20 protein-coding genes are annotated in these 15,854 nt (G+C 73.7%); 9 read left to right on the forward strand and 11 right to left on the reverse strand.

Annotation, left to right across the window (positions count from 1 at the left end; all coding sequences use genetic code 11):
- Positions 1-178: 178 nt before the first annotated feature.
- The 5 genes from ABTZ99_RS34645 to ABTZ99_RS34665 form a co-directional block, all read right to left on the reverse strand.
- On the reverse strand, positions 179-1,366 hold the full coding sequence (locus tag ABTZ99_RS34645) for an NAD(P)/FAD-dependent oxidoreductase (RefSeq protein ID WP_498778446.1): 1,188 nt from the start codon (positions 1,364-1,366) through the stop codon (positions 179-181).
- The gene (locus ABTZ99_RS34650; protein WP_053719766.1) at positions 1,363-1,563 is read right to left on the reverse strand and encodes a ferredoxin; all 201 of its coding nucleotides are present in this window, start codon (positions 1,561-1,563) and stop codon (positions 1,363-1,365) included. Before ABTZ99_RS34650 ends, ABTZ99_RS34645 begins: the two co-directional genes overlap by 4 nt.
- Before the next feature lie 29 nt (positions 1,564-1,592).
- Positions 1,593-2,807, reverse strand: a complete 1,215-nt coding sequence (locus ABTZ99_RS34655) for a cytochrome P450 (RefSeq protein WP_499617448.1) — start codon at positions 2,805-2,807, stop codon at positions 1,593-1,595.
- Positions 2,808-2,910: 103 nt separating this feature from the next.
- A complete protein-coding gene (locus tag ABTZ99_RS34660) occupies positions 2,911-3,591 on the reverse strand; it encodes a TetR/AcrR family transcriptional regulator (RefSeq protein WP_498778448.1) in 681 nt (226 codons plus the stop codon).
- A 113-nt stretch (positions 3,592-3,704) separates the two neighbouring features.
- Entirely contained in the window at positions 3,705-4,118 is a 414-nt protein-coding gene (locus ABTZ99_RS34665) for a VOC family protein (RefSeq protein ID WP_498778449.1), read from the reverse strand.
- Between the two features lie 136 nt (positions 4,119-4,254).
- On the opposite strand from ABTZ99_RS34665, the gene ABTZ99_RS34670 reads away from it, so the two are divergent.
- From ABTZ99_RS34670 to ABTZ99_RS34685, 4 genes are read left to right on the forward strand one after another with little or no spacing between them, the layout of a single operon-like run.
- Complete coding sequence (locus ABTZ99_RS34670; protein ID WP_499617453.1) at positions 4,255-5,118, forward strand: sigma-70 family RNA polymerase sigma factor; 864 nt, start codon at positions 4,255-4,257, stop codon at positions 5,116-5,118.
- The gene (locus ABTZ99_RS34675) at positions 5,115-5,480 is read left to right on the forward strand and encodes a VOC family protein (RefSeq protein ID WP_498778451.1); all 366 of its coding nucleotides are present in this window, start codon (positions 5,115-5,117) and stop codon (positions 5,478-5,480) included. The genes ABTZ99_RS34670 and ABTZ99_RS34675 overlap by 4 nt, the downstream gene beginning before the upstream one ends.
- Before the next feature lie 39 nt (positions 5,481-5,519).
- A complete protein-coding gene (locus ABTZ99_RS34680; protein WP_499617457.1) occupies positions 5,520-5,834 on the forward strand; it encodes a hypothetical protein in 315 nt (104 codons plus the stop codon).
- 23 nt (positions 5,835-5,857) lie between these two features.
- The gene (locus tag ABTZ99_RS34685) at positions 5,858-6,601 is read left to right on the forward strand and encodes an SDR family oxidoreductase (RefSeq protein ID WP_498778453.1); all 744 of its coding nucleotides are present in this window, start codon (positions 5,858-5,860) and stop codon (positions 6,599-6,601) included.
- A 9-nt stretch (positions 6,602-6,610) separates the two neighbouring features.
- Here the strand turns inward: ABTZ99_RS34685 and mmuM are convergent, their stop codons facing one another.
- A complete protein-coding gene (mmuM, locus tag ABTZ99_RS34690; protein ID WP_499617460.1) occupies positions 6,611-7,510 on the reverse strand; it encodes a homocysteine S-methyltransferase in 900 nt (299 codons plus the stop codon).
- 59 nt (positions 7,511-7,569) lie between these two features.
- On the opposite strand from mmuM, the gene ABTZ99_RS34695 reads away from it, so the two are divergent.
- A complete protein-coding gene (locus ABTZ99_RS34695) occupies positions 7,570-8,169 on the forward strand; it encodes a TetR/AcrR family transcriptional regulator (RefSeq protein ID WP_499617461.1) in 600 nt (199 codons plus the stop codon).
- Positions 8,166-9,782, forward strand: coding sequence for a CocE/NonD family hydrolase (locus ABTZ99_RS34700; RefSeq protein WP_499617463.1), 1,617 nt, complete (start codon positions 8,166-8,168; stop codon positions 9,780-9,782). Before ABTZ99_RS34695 ends, ABTZ99_RS34700 begins: the two co-directional genes overlap by 4 nt.
- A 40-nt stretch (positions 9,783-9,822) precedes the next feature.
- Here ABTZ99_RS34700 and ABTZ99_RS34705 read toward each other — a convergent pair whose 3' ends face one another.
- A complete protein-coding gene (locus ABTZ99_RS34705; RefSeq protein ID WP_498778457.1) occupies positions 9,823-10,422 on the reverse strand; it encodes a phosphoribosylanthranilate isomerase in 600 nt (199 codons plus the stop codon).
- 87 nt (positions 10,423-10,509) lie between these two features.
- Here ABTZ99_RS34705 and ABTZ99_RS34710 point away from each other — a divergent pair, with 87 nt between their 5' ends.
- The 3 genes from ABTZ99_RS34710 (at position 10,510) to ABTZ99_RS34720 (ending at position 11,898) form a co-directional block, all read left to right on the forward strand.
- Positions 10,510-10,815, forward strand: coding sequence for a hypothetical protein (locus tag ABTZ99_RS34710; RefSeq protein ID WP_499617465.1), 306 nt, complete (start codon positions 10,510-10,512; stop codon positions 10,813-10,815).
- A 130-nt stretch (positions 10,816-10,945) separates the two neighbouring features.
- The gene (locus tag ABTZ99_RS34715) at positions 10,946-11,503 is read left to right on the forward strand and encodes a glycoside hydrolase family 5 protein (protein WP_499617468.1); all 558 of its coding nucleotides are present in this window, start codon (positions 10,946-10,948) and stop codon (positions 11,501-11,503) included.
- A gap of 92 nt (positions 11,504-11,595) precedes the next feature.
- The gene (locus ABTZ99_RS34720; protein ID WP_498778464.1) at positions 11,596-11,898 is read left to right on the forward strand and encodes an Rdx family protein; all 303 of its coding nucleotides are present in this window, start codon (positions 11,596-11,598) and stop codon (positions 11,896-11,898) included.
- A gap of 447 nt (positions 11,899-12,345) precedes the next feature.
- Here ABTZ99_RS34720 and ABTZ99_RS34725 read toward each other — a convergent pair whose 3' ends face one another.
- From ABTZ99_RS34725 to ABTZ99_RS34740, 4 genes are all read right to left on the reverse strand, one after another.
- Positions 12,346-13,035, reverse strand: a complete 690-nt coding sequence (locus ABTZ99_RS34725; protein WP_499617469.1) for a hypothetical protein — start codon at positions 13,033-13,035, stop codon at positions 12,346-12,348.
- A 156-nt stretch (positions 13,036-13,191) separates the two neighbouring features.
- On the reverse strand, positions 13,192-14,595 hold the full coding sequence (locus ABTZ99_RS34730) for a cellulase family glycosylhydrolase (RefSeq protein ID WP_498778466.1): 1,404 nt from the start codon (positions 14,593-14,595) through the stop codon (positions 13,192-13,194).
- A gap of 264 nt (positions 14,596-14,859) precedes the next feature.
- On the reverse strand, positions 14,860-15,504 hold the full coding sequence (locus tag ABTZ99_RS34735; RefSeq protein WP_499617471.1) for a permease prefix domain 1-containing protein: 645 nt from the start codon (positions 15,502-15,504) through the stop codon (positions 14,860-14,862).
- Entirely contained in the window at positions 15,501-15,842 is a 342-nt protein-coding gene (locus ABTZ99_RS34740) for a PadR family transcriptional regulator (RefSeq protein WP_499617473.1), read from the reverse strand. The genes ABTZ99_RS34735 and ABTZ99_RS34740 overlap by 4 nt, the downstream gene beginning before the upstream one ends.
- Positions 15,843-15,854: the final 12 nt, after the last annotated feature.

Below are 15,854 nucleotides of genomic sequence, written 5' to 3' on the forward strand. Positions count from 1 at the left end.
AGCCCGTCGCGCTTGACCGGGATCCGCTCGAAGTCCGCCGCGAGCCGCAGGTCCGGCAGCCGTCGGCGCGGGGTGCGGTAGGCGGTCTCCGGCTCCGGCCACGCCCTGCGTCAGGTCGGCGGCGGGTCGGAGAGGCGCCCCGCCGCCTCGGGCAGGGGTAGCTCGGCGGGCTCCGCGGTCATGGTCGTGCTCCCGGGGCGAGGACCTGGCCGAGCAGGCTCTGCCGGAGCCGTCGCGCTTGTTTGGGCATGTTCCAGCCGAGGACGCCGACGGGTTCGCCGGCCTGCTCGTAGAGCGCGACGAACCGCCGCGCGGTGACGTCACCGTCCACGACGGACACCTCCGCGTCGACCGGCAACCGGCCGAAGACCTGGAGCTTGGCGTCGAACTGGTCGGTCCAGAAGTAGGGCACGGGTGTGTACGCGCGGTCCGCGCCCAGGATGTTGTCGGCCACGACCGCGGCCTGCTCGGCGGCGTTGGTCCGGTTCTCCAGGCGCAGCAAGGCGCCCAGGTGCTCGTGGTGCCACCGCGCCACGTCGCCGACCGCGTAGACGCCGTCCGCGGCACGGCACCTCGCGTCGCACACCACGCCGTTGTCGAGCCGGAGTCCGCTGTCGAGCAGCCAGTCGGTGTTGGGGACGGCGCCCAGCGCGACCACGACCACGTCGGCCGGCAGGACGTCGCCGGTGGCCGACCGCACGCCGGTCACGCGCCCGTCCCGCCCGGTCAGGCCGAGCACGGCGGCCCCGAGCCGCAGCCGCACGCCGTTCCCCGCGTGCAGGTCGGCGAGCAGGCCGGACGCGAGCGGTCCCAGCTGGGCGGCCAGGGGTGCGGCCTGCGGCCCGGCGAGGGTGACGTCCAGGCCGAGGCCGCGCGCCGTGGCGGCGACCTCCGCGCCGAGCACGCCGTCGCCGACGACCACGAGCCGTTCGGCGGCGAGCAGGTCGGCCCGCAACGCCACCGCGTCGTCCACGGTGCGCAGCACGTGCACACCGCCCAACCCGCCCTGGTCGGGCAGGGTCCTCGGCCGCACGCCGGTGGCGACGACCACGGCGTCGGCCCGCAGCACGGCCCCGGACGCGGTGCGGACGGCGCGCGTGGCCGGGTCCAGGGACACCGCCGGGTCGCCCGGCAGGTGCGTCGCGCCCAACTCCTCGAACAAGTCCGGGCCGCGCAGCTGGGCGCGTTCGGGCTCCCAGGCGCCGGCGAGGACCTGCTTGGACAGCGGCGGCCGGTCGTACGGCGGGTGCGCCTCGTCGCCGAGCAGGGTCAACCCGCCGGTGAAACCCTTGCGGCGCAAAGCTTCCGCAGTGGCCAGGCCGGCCGCCGAGGCGCCGACGACGAGCACGTCGGACACCTCAGTCACGCCCGGTCACCCAGCAGGATCGCCGCCGCCGGGCACACGTCGGCCGCCTCGCGGACCGCGGCGTGCAGGTGCTCGGCGGGTTCGGGGTCGAGCAGCACGACCACGCCGTCCTCGTCCCGCTGGTCGAACACGTCGGGCGCGGCCAGCACGCACGAGCCCGCCCCGCAGCACTTGTCCTCGTCCACGGAGACCTTCATCGGTCGCACTCCTTCGGTTCGTCGGTCCGTCACCAGCGGACGGGCAGTTCCTGGAGCCCGCCGACGACCAGGCCGTCGACGCGCGCCAGCCCGGTCGCGGGCACGGCCAGTTCCAGCGTCGGCAGGCGGCGCAGCAGCACGTCCAGCACGGCCTGGAGCTCGGTGCGGGCCAACGACTGCCCGAGGCACGAGTGCGCGCCCGCGCCGAACGCCAGGTGCGCGTTCGGGGTGCGGGCCAGGTCGAGCCCGTCGGCGTCGGCGAAGGCGTGCTCGTCCCGGTTGGCCGCGGCCAGGTTGCACACGACGGTCGTGCCGCGCGGGATGACGGCGCCGCCGACCTCGGCGTCCTCGGTGATGTAGCGCGGGATGCCGAACCCGGGGTTGGCGTCGGCGCGCAACGCCTCCTCCACCGCCGTGCGCACGAGGGTGGGGTCGGCCAGCAGCGCCTCCCACCGCGTCCGGTCGGCCAGGAGCATCCCGACCATCTTGCCGATCATGTTGGCCGTGGTCTCGTGCCCGGCCACCAGCAGGCCCTGCGAGGTGGCCAGCAGGGCCTCGTCCGGCATGACGTGCCCGGCGTCGACCGCGGCGGCGATCAGCTCGCTGATCAGGTCGTCACCGGGGTCCGCCCTGGTCGCGGCGATGTGGGCGCTCATGTAGGCGGCGAACTCGGCCTGCGCGGCGTCGATCTCGGCCTGCGTGTAGCGGGTGAGGCTGAGCAGCGTGTTCGACCAGTAGGCGAACTTGTCCCGGTCGCTCTCCGGCACGCCGAGCATGTCGCAGATGACCCACACCGGCAGCGGGAAGCCGAGCGCCGACTTCAGGTCGGCGGGCGCGCCGTCCGCCACCATCTCGTCGATCAACCGCTCGGCCATCGCCTCGATGCCGGGCCGCAGCGCCGTCATGCGCTTGGCGGTGAACCACTTGCCGACCATGCGCCGCCACTGCTGGTGGTACTCCTCGGGCAGGGCGTTGCCCAGGCCGCTGTTGAACACGCCGCCGGACTCGTTCGCCGAGATCCGGGCCGCGTCGGGCGCGTCGAGGTTGCGGGTGAACCTCGGGTCGGACAGCACCTGCTTGACGTCGTCGTAGCGGGTCAGCAGCGACGCCCGGTCGCCGCTGGGCAGCCGGACGTGCGCGACCGGGCACCCCTGCCGCAGCTCGGCCCACTCCGCGGGCGGCTCCAGCGCGGCCGGACTCGGGATCGGGTAGTCCAGCACGTGGTCGGTGTCCCCGAGCGCCACGGCAACCGCCTCCTTCAGACTTGAGTCAATCAACTGACTTAAGGCTGCCGGCGATCGGGGCGCGACGCAACGTGATGGGTCGAACGCGCAGCGGGAAGGCCTGCTACCCGCGACGTTCGGGGCCGGCGGTGTACGGGGCCGTCCACAGGCCGGTGATCGCGTCGATCAGGCCGGTCGCGGCCTCGTCCCAGGTGGACCTCGGCGTCGCGGTCCCCTCGGCGAGGGCGCGCTCGCGCTCGGCGCACACGTGCACGATCAGGTGCCGGACCATGGCGGCGCGGTCCTCGCGCACGTCGGCGGGCATGTCGGGCAGCAGGCCGATCAGGTTGTCCACCACGTGCCGCAACGAGTCCTCGGCCAGCGCCTCCTCCGCCAGGACCACCCGGAACACGGGGTCGGTCATGACCTGGGCGCTGAACCGGGCGAACCAGGTCGGGCCGCCCGCCGAGGCCAGGTAGGTGGTCACCGGGCGGACCAGGCAGGCCACCCAGTCCCGCACCTCGCGCGACCCGGCGACGGCGGCCACCGCGTCGTGGCGCAACGACTCGATGCGGGACGTGTGCCGGAGCATGATCGCCCGGACGAGGTCGGCCTTCGCGCCGAAGTGGTAGCCGACGGCGGTGTTGTTCCCCTGCCCCGCGGCGGCGCTGATCTGCCGGTTGGACACCGCGTACAGGCCCTGCTCGGCGAACAGCCGCTCCGCGGTGGTGAGGATCTGCTGCCGCGTAGCTCCGACCTGCTCCGCCCGAGGGGTCCTGCCGACGTCCGCCACCACGGTCGACACCGTACCCGGACGGACGCGACCGGACCCGTCGCCGCCGGGGGTTCGGCGCCGACGCGATCACGCGCCGACACCGGACCCCGCTCGCCGGCGCCGGTCAGGGCCGCTCCCGGCGGCTACTCGGCGTAGTGCTGGTCCGCTCCCCTGGCGCTGTGGGCGACGCTCCAGACGTAGCCGTCCGGGTCCGCGAAGGTGCCGCCGTACCCACCCCACGGCAGGGCGCCGGCGGGCTTGAGGATCGTGGCGCCCGCCTGCTCGGCCTCCGCGATGACCTCGTCGACCCGTGACTGGGCGCGGACCACGTACGTGAGGACGACCCCGCTGAAGCCGGTGCCCTCCGGGCTCGTGCCGACCTGCTCGGCCAGGCCCTCGCGCCGGTAGAAGCCGACGAGCGAGCTGCCGTCCGACTCGTAGAACACCGAGACGCCGTAGTCGTCCTTGACCTCCCAACCGAGCCCTTCCCCGTAGAACCTCTTGGACCGGTCCAGGTCCCCGACGCCGAGGAGGATCGCGGTGACGTGCGCTTGCATGCTTGTCTCCAGGTGGTTGCGCTGTGTCCGCTGCTCGAACCGGCGGGCTCGCCGCCCCGGGCCCGGCCCGGGTGTCACATCGGCGCTGCTCCGCCGGTCAACCGGTATGACAGGTCGAGAGCGGGGAGTGTGACGAATGGTCGAGCGGGACTGGCTGAGCGAGCGGTTCGCCGAGCACCAGGGCCGCCTGCGGGCGATCGCCAACCGGATGCTCGGCTCACCGGGCGAGGCCGAGGACGCGGTGCAGGAGGCGTGGCTGCGGGTCAGCCGCGCCGACACCAGCCGGGTGGAGAACCTCGGCGGGTGGCTGACCACGGTCGTCGCCCGGGTCTGCCTGAACGTGCTCGAAGCACGCCGGTCCCGGCCCGAGGACTCGGCCGGCGCGCTGCCGCCGGAGCCCGAGACGCCGCACGCGGCCGACCGGGCAGGCCCCGAGGAGGAGGCGGTGCTCGCCGATTCGGTCGGTGTCGCGCTGACGGTCCTGCTGGACACCCTGACGCCGGTCGAGCGGCTCGCGTTCGTCCTGCACGACGTCTTCGCCGTGCCGTTCGGCGAGATCGGCCCGATCATCGACCGCTCGCCGGCCGCCGCCCGGCAGCTCGCCAGCCGGGCCCGGCGCCGGGTCCAGGGCACGGCCGAGACCTCCGCCGCCGCGCGGTCGGGGAAGCGGGAGATCGTCGCCGCGTTCCTCGCCGCCTCCCGGAACGGGGACTTCGCCGCCCTGCTCGCCCTGCTCGACCCCGACGCCGTCGCGGTCGACGACCTCCGCGGGGCCGAGGCGGTGGCGGCGTTCTTCGCCGGCCGGGCCCAGGCCGCCCGCCTCGCGCTGGTCGAGGGCGAGCCGGGGGCCGTCTGGTCGCACCACGGCAGTCCGAGGGCCGTCTTCGCCTTCACCACCGAGAACGGGAAGATCACCCGCATCGCCATCGACACCGACCCGGACCGACTGCGCGACCTGGACGTCGTCTACCTGGCCACCGGCCGCGAGGAGCGGCCGTGACCGGTGTCGACCTCAGGCTCGCGTCCTTCGCCCTCGCCGTTCGCGACCTCGACGAGGCGCTCCGCTTCTACCGCGACGTGCTCGGGTTCGAGGTGCGCGACGGCGCCGGAGGGGTGCGCCGGGTCGCCGTCGGCCCGCCGTCGCAGCCGGACGTGCGGATCGTCCTGCTCGAATCGCCGGGTGACGAGCGGACCGGCGAGGGCTGCCTGGTCTTCGTGACCGACGACTGCGACGCCACCTTCGAGCACGTCGAGGCAGCGGACGCGGAGGTGCTGCAGGAACCGATCAGCAGGCCCGGCGGCGTCCGCGACTGCGCCTTCCTCGATCCGTCCGGCAACCTGCTTCGCTTCACCCAGTCGTGACGGCACCTCCCGTGGCACGTGCCCGGCTACGCTGCCGAAGTGCAGCCGGACCACCCCCTCGTGCGCGACGTCCACCCCGGGCTCGTCGACGAGTTGACCGCCCTCCTGGAGGCCGCGGGGGAACACGACCTGGCCGTCCGCGTCCGGGACGTCCGCCTGGTCTGGCGGTGCGACTGCGGTGACGACTTCTGCCAGAGCATCCGCACCGCCGACCACCCCGCGGGGCAGCCGTACGGCGAGGGGCACCGGTGCGTGCCGCTCCTGCCCGCGACCGGCATGCTGAACCTGGACGTCGTGGTGGACCGGATCATGTACATCGAGGTGCTCGACCGGCCGCCCCTCCGGGTGAGCTGACGTCCCGCTGGGAGGAGAACTCGATGGTCCCGGTTTCGGTCGTGACGGGCGCCGGTTCGGGTGTGGGGCGCGCGGTCGCCCGCGCGCTGCTCGACGCCGGTCACCGGGTCGCGCTCGCCGGACGACGTGCCGACCGGCTGGCCGAGACCGCCGACCGGTCGCCCGCCGGGCAGGTGCTGGTCGTGCCGACCGACGTCACGGTGGAGGCGTCGGTGGACGCGCTCTTCGCCACCGTGCGCGACCGGTGGGGGCGGGTCGACGTGCTGTTCAACAACGCCGGGACGAACGTGCCGCCGACGCCGTTGGAGGACTTCACCGTCGAGCAGTGGTCGACGGTGGTCGGCACGAACCTGACCGGCGCGTTCCTGTGCGCCCGCGCCGCGTTCCGGGTGATGCGCGAGCAGGACCCGCAGGGCGGCCGGATCATCAACAACGGCTCGGTCTCCGCCCACACCCCGCGCCCCGACGCCGTGGCCTACAACGCGAGCAAGCACGCCATCACCGGGCTGACCAAGTCGATCTCGCTGGAGGGCCGCCGCCACCGCATCGCCTGCGGCCAGATCGACATCGGCAACGCCGCGACGCCGTTGACCGGGCGGATGGCCGAGGGCGTCCGGCAAGCCGACGACTCGATCGCGGCCGAGCCGACCATGGACGTCGGGCACGTCGCCGACGCGGTCCGCTACATGGCCGGCCTGCCGCTGGACGCCAACGTGCAGTTCATGACGGTCATGGCGACCACGATGCCGTTCATCGGGCGCGGCTGACCCGCCCGGTCAGCCCTTGACCGCCGCGGCCACGTCCCGGATCGTGCCCGGACCGACCTGGCAGCAGCCGCCGACCAACCGCGCGCCGCCCGCCACCCAGCCGGCCACGCGCGCGGGCTCGAAGGCCGGTGCGCCGGTCCAGCTCCGGGCGGTGGCGTCCCAGCCCTGACCGCTGTTCGGGTACACCACGACGGGCTTGCCGGTGACCCGCCGCGCGATGGCCACGGCCTCGCCGACGTCGGCCGGGTCGCAGCAGTTGACGCCGACGGCGACCACCTCGGCCACGCCCCGCACGGCCTCGAACGCCTCCGCCAGCGGCTGACCGGCGCACGTCCGCGTGCCCCGCGCGCTGTAGGACAGCCACAGCGGGACGCCCGACCCGGCGACCACCCTCAGCACCGCCTCGGCCTCCTCGACGTCGGGGATCGTCTCGACCGCGAGCAGGTCCGCCCCGGCCTCGGCGAGCACCTCGACCCGGGGCCGGTGGAACGACTCCAGCGCGCCCGGCGCGAGGCCGTACCGGCCGCGGTACTCCGAGCCGTCGGCGAGCATCGCGCCGTACGGGCCGACCGACGCCGCCACCCACCGCGGTCCGTCCACTTCGGACGCGGCACGGCGGGCGAGGGTCACGCTGTCGCGCAGCAGGCCGGCCGTGTCCGCCGCGGTGAGGCCACGCCGGGCGAAGCCCTCGAACGTGGCCTGGTAGCTGGACGTGATCGCGACCTCGGCGCCGGCCCGGTAGTACGCCAGGTGCGCGGCCGTGATCGCGTCCGGGTCGGTGAGCAGCAGGCGGGCCGACCACAGCGAGTCGGACAGGTCGTGCCCGGCGGCCGTGAGCGCCGTCGACAAGCCGCCGTCCAGCACCACCACCCGGCGGGCCAGCACGTCGGACAACCGTTCCTCGGGCACGGCCACGACCCTACAGAGTTGACACTTGTCAATTTCATGACAGGTGTCATACTCGGTGCGTGGACCAGGCGGCACGCGGCACGGATCGGAGGGTCCGCCGCTCGCGGTCCGCCCTCCTGGGTGCGGTGGTGGCACTGGTCTCCGAACGCGGCACGACGAACATCCCGATCTCCGACCTCGCCGAGGCCGCGGACGTCAGCCGGCAGCTCGTGTACCAGCAGTTCGGCGACCGCGACGCGCTGCTGACGGCCGCCGCGCTCAATCTCGTGGAGACCGGGTTGCTGCCGGACGTCACGGGGGCCGCGGACCCGTCCGACGAGCACGCCCGGGCGTTGATCGCGGCCCGGCACTTCGCGCGGCACCGGCCGTTCTACCGGGCGATGCTGACCGGACCGTGCGCCTACCGGCTGAACGTGGCGTTGAGCGGCCTGCTCAGCCCGTTCGACCGGGAGCTCGTGCGGCGGATGCCCGGCGTGCCGCAGGCGCCGGACGTGCTCGACGACCTCACCGCGTTCGTGACCGGTGGGTGGGCTGCGGTGGTCAACACGTGGGTGGTCGAGGGGCCGGAGCCGCTCGACCCGGAGGCGTTCGCCGAACGCCTGATGCAGGTGTTCTCGGTGATCACCGGGGGCGTCCGGACCGAGGAGGACGATCGGTGAACCTGAGCAGCCACCGCGTCCAGCGCCTGCTGGGCCTGGACCCGCCGATCACCCGGGACCTCGTCGTCCAACGCGACCTGCGCACGCCCATGCCCGACGGCGTCGAGCTGCTCGCGGACCGCTGGGCGCCGCGGGTCGGCGGCGAGTCGTCGCCGACCGCGCTGCTCCGCGGCCCGTACGGGCGGCGTGGCGCGATCGGGACGGCCCTGGCGCGGCCGTTGGCCGAACGCGGGTTCCAGGTGCTGGTGCAGAGCGCGCGCGGCACGTTCGGCTCGGGCGGCGCGTTCGACCCGATGCGCCACGAGCGCGAGGACGGCCTGGCCACGCTGGCGTGGCTGGTGGAGCAACCGTGGTTCGGCGGCTCGATCGTGCTGGTGGGCGCGAGCTACCTCGGGCACGTGCAGTGGGCCGTGGCCGACAGCCTGCCGCCGCAGGTCAAGGCGATGATCCCGCAGGTTGTCGAGTCGGCGTCGACGCTGGAGTTCCTGCGCGCGGACGGGTTCTCGCTGGAGGCGCCGTTCGCGTGGGCGGTCGCGGTCGCGGGCCAGGAGCGCCGCTTCGCCCGGCTGCGCAACGTGCTCCAGGGCCGCAGGACCCGCCGCGCGCTGACCACGCTCCCGCTCGGTCGCGCCGACGTGGCCGCCACCGGACGCCGCTCGGACTACTTCCAGGACGTCCTGGCCCGCGACGCGGACGACGAGCGGTGGGTCGCGATGGACCACCGGCGCCGGGTGGCGCGAACGACGGTGCCGGTCAGCTCGATCGCCGGCTGGTACGACATCTTCCTGCCCGGCCAGCTGCGCGACTTCCGGGTCCTGCGGGAAGCCGGACGTCCGGCGCGGCTCACCGTCGGGCCCTGGACGCACATGTCCCAGACCGACACCGCGATCCGGGAGGCCCTGGGGTTCGGTCTCGCCCTGGCACGCGGCGAGGAGCCGCCCGAGCGCGCTCCGGTGCGGCTGTACGTGACGGGCGAGGAAGCCTGGCGCGACTTCGACTCCTGGCCGCCGCACGGCTACGAGCCCCGGCGCTTCCACCTCCGGCCCGGCGGCGGGCTGGGCGAGCAGCCTCCCGTCGAGTCGACGCCCGACCGGTACCGGTACGACCCGGCCGACCCGACGCCTGCCGTGGGCGGTGTGCGGCTGGTGTCCGACAGCGGTCCGGTCGACAACACCGCGCTGGAGGCCCGGCCGGACGTGCTCACCTACACCACCGAGCCGCTGGCCGAGGACGTCGAGGTGATCGGCGACGTGACGGCCGAGGTCTGGTTCCGCTCCAGCCTGCCGCACGCCGATGTGTTCGTCCGGCTGTGCGACGTCGACCCGCGCGGCCGTTCGGTGAACGTCTGCGACGGCCTGGTGACCCTGTCCGGCGCGGACGCGACGACCCGCGCCGAGGTCACGCTGTGGCCGACCGCCCACCGCTTCCGGCGGGGGCACCGGGTCCGGGTGCAGGTGTCCAGCGGCGCGTTCCCCCGGTACGCCCGGAACACCGGCACCGGCGAACCGCACGCCACCGCGACCCGGCTCCTGGTCGCCGAGCAGTCCGTCCACCACGACCCGGACCACCCGTCGGCCATCGTCCTGCCCGTTCGGCGGCCGTCGGGCGATTAGCGGTCAGGCGGGCGGCAGCGGGCGGTCAGGCGGGCGGCGGTCAGGCGGCACGGGCGGCGACGACGAACTCCCGCATGAGCCCGTGGTCCTTGACCCCGCGGCTCGCCTCGATGCCGCTCGACACGTCCACACCCCATGGCCGGGCGCGGCGGACGGCTTCGGCGACGTTGTCCACCCCGAGGCCGCCCGCCAGCAGCCAGTCGCCGTCCGGCCGGGCGCCGTCGAGCGCGGCGAGGTCCCACTGGTGGCCGGAGCCGGCCTGGGGCGAGTCGAGCAGGAGCATCCGCTCGCCGTACGCGCCGACCCGCACGTCGGTGTCCGCCGTCAGCGCGACCGCCCGGACCAGCGGCACCCCGGCCGCCGCCACCTCGTCGAACGCCGCACGCGGGTAGTCGCCGTGCAGCTGCACCGCGCCGATACCGGTCTCCTCGGCGAGCCGCCGCACGTCCGCCGCCGCCACCCCGCGGAACACGCCGATGGACAGCACGTGCGGCGGCACCTCGCGCACCAGCCGCCGCGCGGTCTCGGGATCGACCTGCCGGACGCTCGCGCTGAGCACGAAACCGACCGCGTCGGCGCCCGCGTCCACGGCGGCGGCGACGTCGGCCGCCGTGCGCAGCCCGCACAACTTCACGTACATGCCGCAGACCTTAGCGACGAGCCTCCCGTGCCATCGGAGCCAGGCCAGGCGCCACCGCCGTCCTCACGGCGCGGGGATCAGGCCCTCGTGCCGCACCGTCCACCCGTCGGCGGGGAAGCTCGGCCACGGAATCGTTGCAGCGCGCGGGTTGCGGTCGGCGTTGGGCGAGGAGGGTACCGCCGCTTCTCCGACCGGTTCCTGGACGACTTCTTCGGGCCCGAGGACGCGCGCGACCGGCTCATCGGGCGGTGCGCGGAGCAGGGCATCTACACGATCCTGGACCTGCACGCGTTGCCCGGCGCGCAGAACCAGCACTGGCACAGCGACAACCCGATGCACCGAGCGCAGTTCTGGGTGCACCGGCCCTTCCAGGACCGGGTCGTGCACCTGTGAGAGGCGATCGCCGCCCGTTACGCGAACCGGCCGGAGGTGGCGGGCTACAACCCCGATCACCTCGCCAGCCGACCCGACCGGCGAGGTGGTCGGCCCGTTCTACCGGAGGTCGGAGTGGGCGATCCGGGCGGTGGACTCGCGGCCCGTGCTGTTCCTCGACGGCCACCGCTGCTCGACCGATTTCCCGGTGATCGACGAGCCCTTCGCCGACGCGGTGTACAGCGCGCACGACTACGCCCTGCCCGGGATCGCGCGGGACGGCCGGTACCCGGGCACGACGCGTGGCGGGTTCTTCGACCGGGGTGTCGTGGAGCAGACCTTCCTGCGGCGCACGGAGTTCATGCGGCGCACCGGCACGCCGAGCTGGATCGGCGAGTTCGGCCCGGTACTACACCGGGGACGAGTCGATCGACGCGTCACCCGGCCCGATTGCGCCTACCTGCGCCGCGTCGCGCCGGTGTTGGCGAAGAAGGCCCGGCTGGGCGCGGACGTGTGGAGTGGCGACGACCGCGGCGTCCGCCACGTCCTCGGACCGCTCGAGGAGCTGTTCGACCGGGAGTTCCCCACCTTCGACCCGTACCCGTGGGGCCGACGGCCGTGGGTGAACACGCTGGTGCGCAACATCCTCTTCGCCGAACCCCAGGTCGACGACTTCGGCCGCTGCTTCGCCGAGACCTCTGTCCCCTGACCGTTTGCGTTGGACCCCCGTCCACCTCCCTTCGCCGTGACCGGCACTACCGCGGGTCGCCGCGATGCCGTCCCAATCGCGATACTGGACCCGTGACCGCGAGAGAGCCCCGCCTGGAGATCGAGTACTGCACGCAGTGCCGGTGGCTGCTGCGCGCCGGGTGGACCGCGCAAGAGCTGCTGACCACCTTCACCACCGAGCTGGGCGAGGTCGCCCTCGTCCCCGGCACGGGCGGTGTTTTCGACGTCCGGCTCGACGGCGAGACCCTGTGGTCCCGCAAGGCCCAGAACGGCTTCCCCGACTTGGCCGTGCTGAAGCAACTCGTCCGCGACCGAATCGCCCCCGACCGCAACCTCGGCCACACCGACCGCCACCGGAAAGCGCCACCCCAGTAGGTCAGGGCTCGACGGGGCGGCGGCGGTGCGGTGAGTCGGCGGCGGTGCGGCAGGTCAGCGGTTGCGGTCGGCGGTTGCGATGGGTCAGCAGGTCAGGAGGTCGGCAGCTCTGCGGGCCCAAGTCCCACACCTCAGACTCGCCACCCGGTCGGCCCCACGACCGATCAGGCCGCGAGCCGGTCGGACACACCACGGTGAGACCCGCCATCCGTCATTCCCCGCCGCTCAGGCCCGCGACACAGCAGGCACACCACCGGCCCCGCCCGCGACCGAGCAGGCACATCGCCCGCCAGGCTGCCACGCGGTGAGACCCGCCACCCCGCCAGGCGCGCCACTCGTCAGGTGCGCCGCCGGTCGGCCCCACCGCCGAGCAGGCGCGCCGCTGGCCAGGACCGAACCCGCCCGGCACGCCACCGGTCGCCCGTGACCGGTCAGGCGCGTGAACGGTCAGGCGCGTGAACGGTCAGGGGGTGGTAAGTAGGCGGCGACCTCGGCCAAGGCGTCCAGCGTCTCCGGGTCGAGGTGGCCGGCCGCCGGTTCGGCTTCGGCGATGGTGATGGTGCTGCCATCGGTGTCGGTGCCGTAGTGGTGGCCGGTGAACGCGATGTCGGCCAACCCGAGCAACGACGCCCCGAGCGGCCGGATGTCGCCGCTGCCATGGCGGTCCTCGATCCGCTTGAACGCCCGCACGTCACGCGCGCTCCGGAAACCGACCCAGGCCACCGACACCACCGCGTTGTTGCCGCTCCCATCCCCGACAGCGATCACCATCCGGTCCAGCGAAGTGCACGGCGTGCGGGTGAAGAACTCCCGGACCTCACCGTGCGACGCCGACAGGCACTCCACCTGCTGCCGCACCCTGTCGTCCAACCTCCGCATCCCCATCCGCTGCCACGCGCCGTCACGATCACCCCGCTTCGCCGCCCTCTGCCCGTCCACCTTGCGCGCGGCCACGCCGGGCGACCCCGCCGAACTGCCCGCGCTCGACCCCAGCAGTCCGCCCCCGCCGGCCACGCCCGCGGAACCGACCAGGCCCAGCACCAGCACCCCGGCCGCCACCACGGCCCCCGCACCCCCCTTCTTGCCGTTGATCGGCCTGACCCGGCCCTGCCCGTCGGTGTAGAAACCCGGTGCCATCACTCGCTCCCCCGCTCGGTCGGTATCCCCGATCGGCAAGCTATCGACGGGCACCGACAATTCCGGCCCCTTCTCCGACCTGGTCACCCGATCGAGCGACACAGAAAACGGGGCCCCGCGCGCGAACGCGGGGCCCCGTCCTCAGTGGAGCGTGGTTCAGCTGGTCGGGAAGTTGTCCGTCGTGCTGATCCGGCTCTTGAGCAACGCGCCGGACTCGGTGAGCACACCGCTGCTGGAGTAGTCACCGCCGTTGCACGTGCCCGGGCGCAGCGCGGCGCTGCTCTCGTTCGCGTCCGAGTACGTCCAGTTCGCGTAACCGATCTTGAGCTGGTCCAGCAGGTCCAGCCAGGCGACGGTGCTCGCCCGGTCGAACGTGCCGCCACCGGTGGCCAGCACCGTGCCGAACTCCGTCACGAAGAGCGGCAGCCGCTGCGCGGCACGGCTGACCGCGGCGCGGTAGTTGTCCTTGTGGCTCGCGGCGTAGAAGTGGAACGCGTACATGATGTTCGTGGCGTTGACCGGGTTGTTGATGACCTCGGTCTCGCTCGAGCCCTCCGACACGCCCAGCGACGACCAGGCGCGCGTGCCGACGATGACGACGGCGTCCGGGTCGGCCGCGCGGATCACCGGGATGACCTGCTCGGCGTAGCTCTTGATCGACGCCCAGCTCACGCCGTTCGGCTCGTTCGCGATCTCGTAGATCACGTTCTTCTTGCTCGCGTTGCGCTGCGCGACGGCGGCGAAGAAGGTCTTGGCCCGCTCCAGGTTGAAGTTGGGGTCGCCCGGGGTGAGGATGTGGAAGTCGATCATCGCGTACATCCCGCGCGCCTCGGCCATGTCGACCAGGCTGTTGACGCGGCTGGTGAACCCGGACGGGTTGGTCTCGTAGCCCTGTTCCTGCACGTACATCGCGATGCGGAACAGGTCGGACTTCCAGTCGGTCGCCAGCGCGTTGAGCGAGTTGTTGTTGTAGCACTTGTCGAACCACTGGATGCCGTGCGTGCTCATGCCGCGCAGCTGGATCGGCCGGTTGTACTGGTTGCACAGGTTGACGCCGCAGACCCGCAGCTGGCCGTTGATCTCGACGGGGGTGCGGCCGACCGGCGGGTTCGTGGTCGACGTCGTCGTGGTGGTCGTCGTGGTCGTGCCCGTGGTCGAACCGGTGCAGGCGACGCCGTTGAGCGCGAACGACGTGGGCGTCGGGTTGCTGCCCGAGTACGCGCCGACGAACCCGAGGTCGGTCGACGCGCCGGTGGACAGCGTCCGGTTCCAGTCGACGTTGGTCGCGGTGGCCGTGGAGCCCGACTGGGTCCACGTGGCGTTCCAGCCCTGGGTGACCCGCTGGGAGCTGTTCGGGAACGCGACGGTCAGCGACCAGCCGCTGACGGGGTCGCCGAGGTTGGTGACCTTGACGCTGGCCTGGAAGCCGCCGGACCACTGGCTCGTCACGGCGTAGTCGACCTTGCAGCCCTGGGCGGCGGCCGCGGCGTTCGGCAACATCGTCGCCGCTGAGCCGAGGGCCACCGCGCAAGCGGCAAGCACTGCGGTGGAGCGCTTCACTGAGCCCCTCCTCATCTCGAAGGATGTCTGGGAGCGCTCCCAGACCCGCCGGGAACGTACACCCGGATGGGCGCGCGCGTACAGAGGGCGTCTCACACACTGACATCCCGCCGTGACGCTCCGTGTCGCCGACTCGCCGCTCGGCCACCGCCGACCAGCGGGATCAAGGCCGGGGAAGCGGCTCCCGGAGGCAGGCCACCCGGAGCGCGGTCGCGAGGTCTGCGGTGGCCGGTCGGCCGACCAGGCGAGGGGGCAGGTCCACGGTCACCGCACCCCCTCCACCGCCTGGGCGCACCGACGGCACTCGCGGGCCGACGCCGCGACCGTGCCGTGCGCCGCGGTGGCCAGCACGCCGGCGATCGCGGTCAGCGGCCAGTCGGTCGACAGCGCCGCGGTGACGCCCAGCGCGACGGCGGCGAGCGCCATGCCCACCGCGGCGGCGGACGCCGTCCACGCCACGGCCAGCGGCAGCCGGTGCGGCGTGGGCAGCATGCGGGTGAGCGGACCGGTGGCCACCAACGCCGTCACCGCGAGCAGGCCGGCGGCGGTGGCCAGCGCGGCCAGGTGGACGGCGAGCGCGCCCAGTCGCCAGTCGCCGGCGGCGCCCACGAGCAGTTGGCACACCACGAGGACCGGCACGGTGACGGCGGCGGCGCGGGCGGTGCGGCGGGTCTGGGCGATGGTGAGCTCGCGCTGGAACGACGGCGCGATCTCCTCCGCCGCGCCGAAGTCGCGCACCGCGTGACGGGCCGCCTGGTCCTGCGGCACGCCGAAGCGGGTCTGCGCCTCCACCGCGTCGACCAGGCCGTCGCGCACCTCGCGCATCATCGCGGCCTTCGCCCGCGCCGGGCCGTGCAGGGACGCGGCCAACGCCTCCAGGTAGTCCTCGACCGGCTGCGCGGCGCTCACGTGGCGTGCCCCGTCGACGGGGTCAGGTCGAGCACGGCGCCGATCGTGGCGGTGAAGTCCCGCCACGTCGACCGCGCGTCGGCCAGGCCGCGCCGACCGGCGTCGGTGAGCTCGTAGCAGCGCCGGGGCCGGTCGGCCACGGGCTGCCAGCGGCTGCGCAGCAAACCCAGCCGTTCCAACCGGTTCAACGCCGGGTAGACGGTGCCGGTGCGCAGTTCGAGCACACCGCCGCTGCGCCGCTGGACCGCGGTGATGACCGCGTAGCCGTGCAGCGGTCCCGGTTCGAGCACCGCGAGCAACATCGCGTCCAGGTGCCCGCGCACCGCGTCCGCCTTCATGGGTTGGCAGCC

Origin of the sequence: Actinosynnema sp. NPDC002837, assembly GCF_040295345.1 — a bacterium.
Taxonomy (GTDB): Bacteria; Actinomycetota; Actinomycetes; order Mycobacteriales; family Pseudonocardiaceae; genus Actinosynnema.

Excerpts from the sequence above, each read along its gene's own strand:
- ABTZ99_RS34650 (WP_053719766.1), bottom strand. The coding sequence starts at position 1,563 with ATGAAGGTCTCCGTGGACGAGGACAAGTGCTGCGGGGCGGGCTCGTGC.
- ABTZ99_RS34665 (WP_498778449.1), bottom strand. The coding sequence starts at position 4,118 with ATGCAAGCGCACGTCACCGCGATCCTCCTCGGCGTCGGGGACCTGGAC.
- ABTZ99_RS34670 (WP_499617453.1), top strand. The coding sequence starts at position 4,255 with ATGGTCGAGCGGGACTGGCTGAGCGAGCGGTTCGCCGAGCACCAGGGC.
- ABTZ99_RS34685 (WP_498778453.1), top strand. The coding sequence starts at position 5,858 with ATGGTCCCGGTTTCGGTCGTGACGGGCGCCGGTTCGGGTGTGGGGCGC.
- ABTZ99_RS34705 (WP_498778457.1), bottom strand. The coding sequence starts at position 10,422 with ATGTACGTGAAGTTGTGCGGGCTGCGCACGGCGGCCGACGTCGCCGCC.
- ABTZ99_RS34725 (WP_499617469.1), bottom strand. The coding sequence starts at position 13,035 with ATGGCACCGGGTTTCTACACCGACGGGCAGGGCCGGGTCAGGCCGATC.
- ABTZ99_RS34740 (WP_499617473.1), bottom strand. The coding sequence starts at position 15,842 with ATGAAGGCGGACGCGGTGCGCGGGCACCTGGACGCGATGTTGCTCGCG.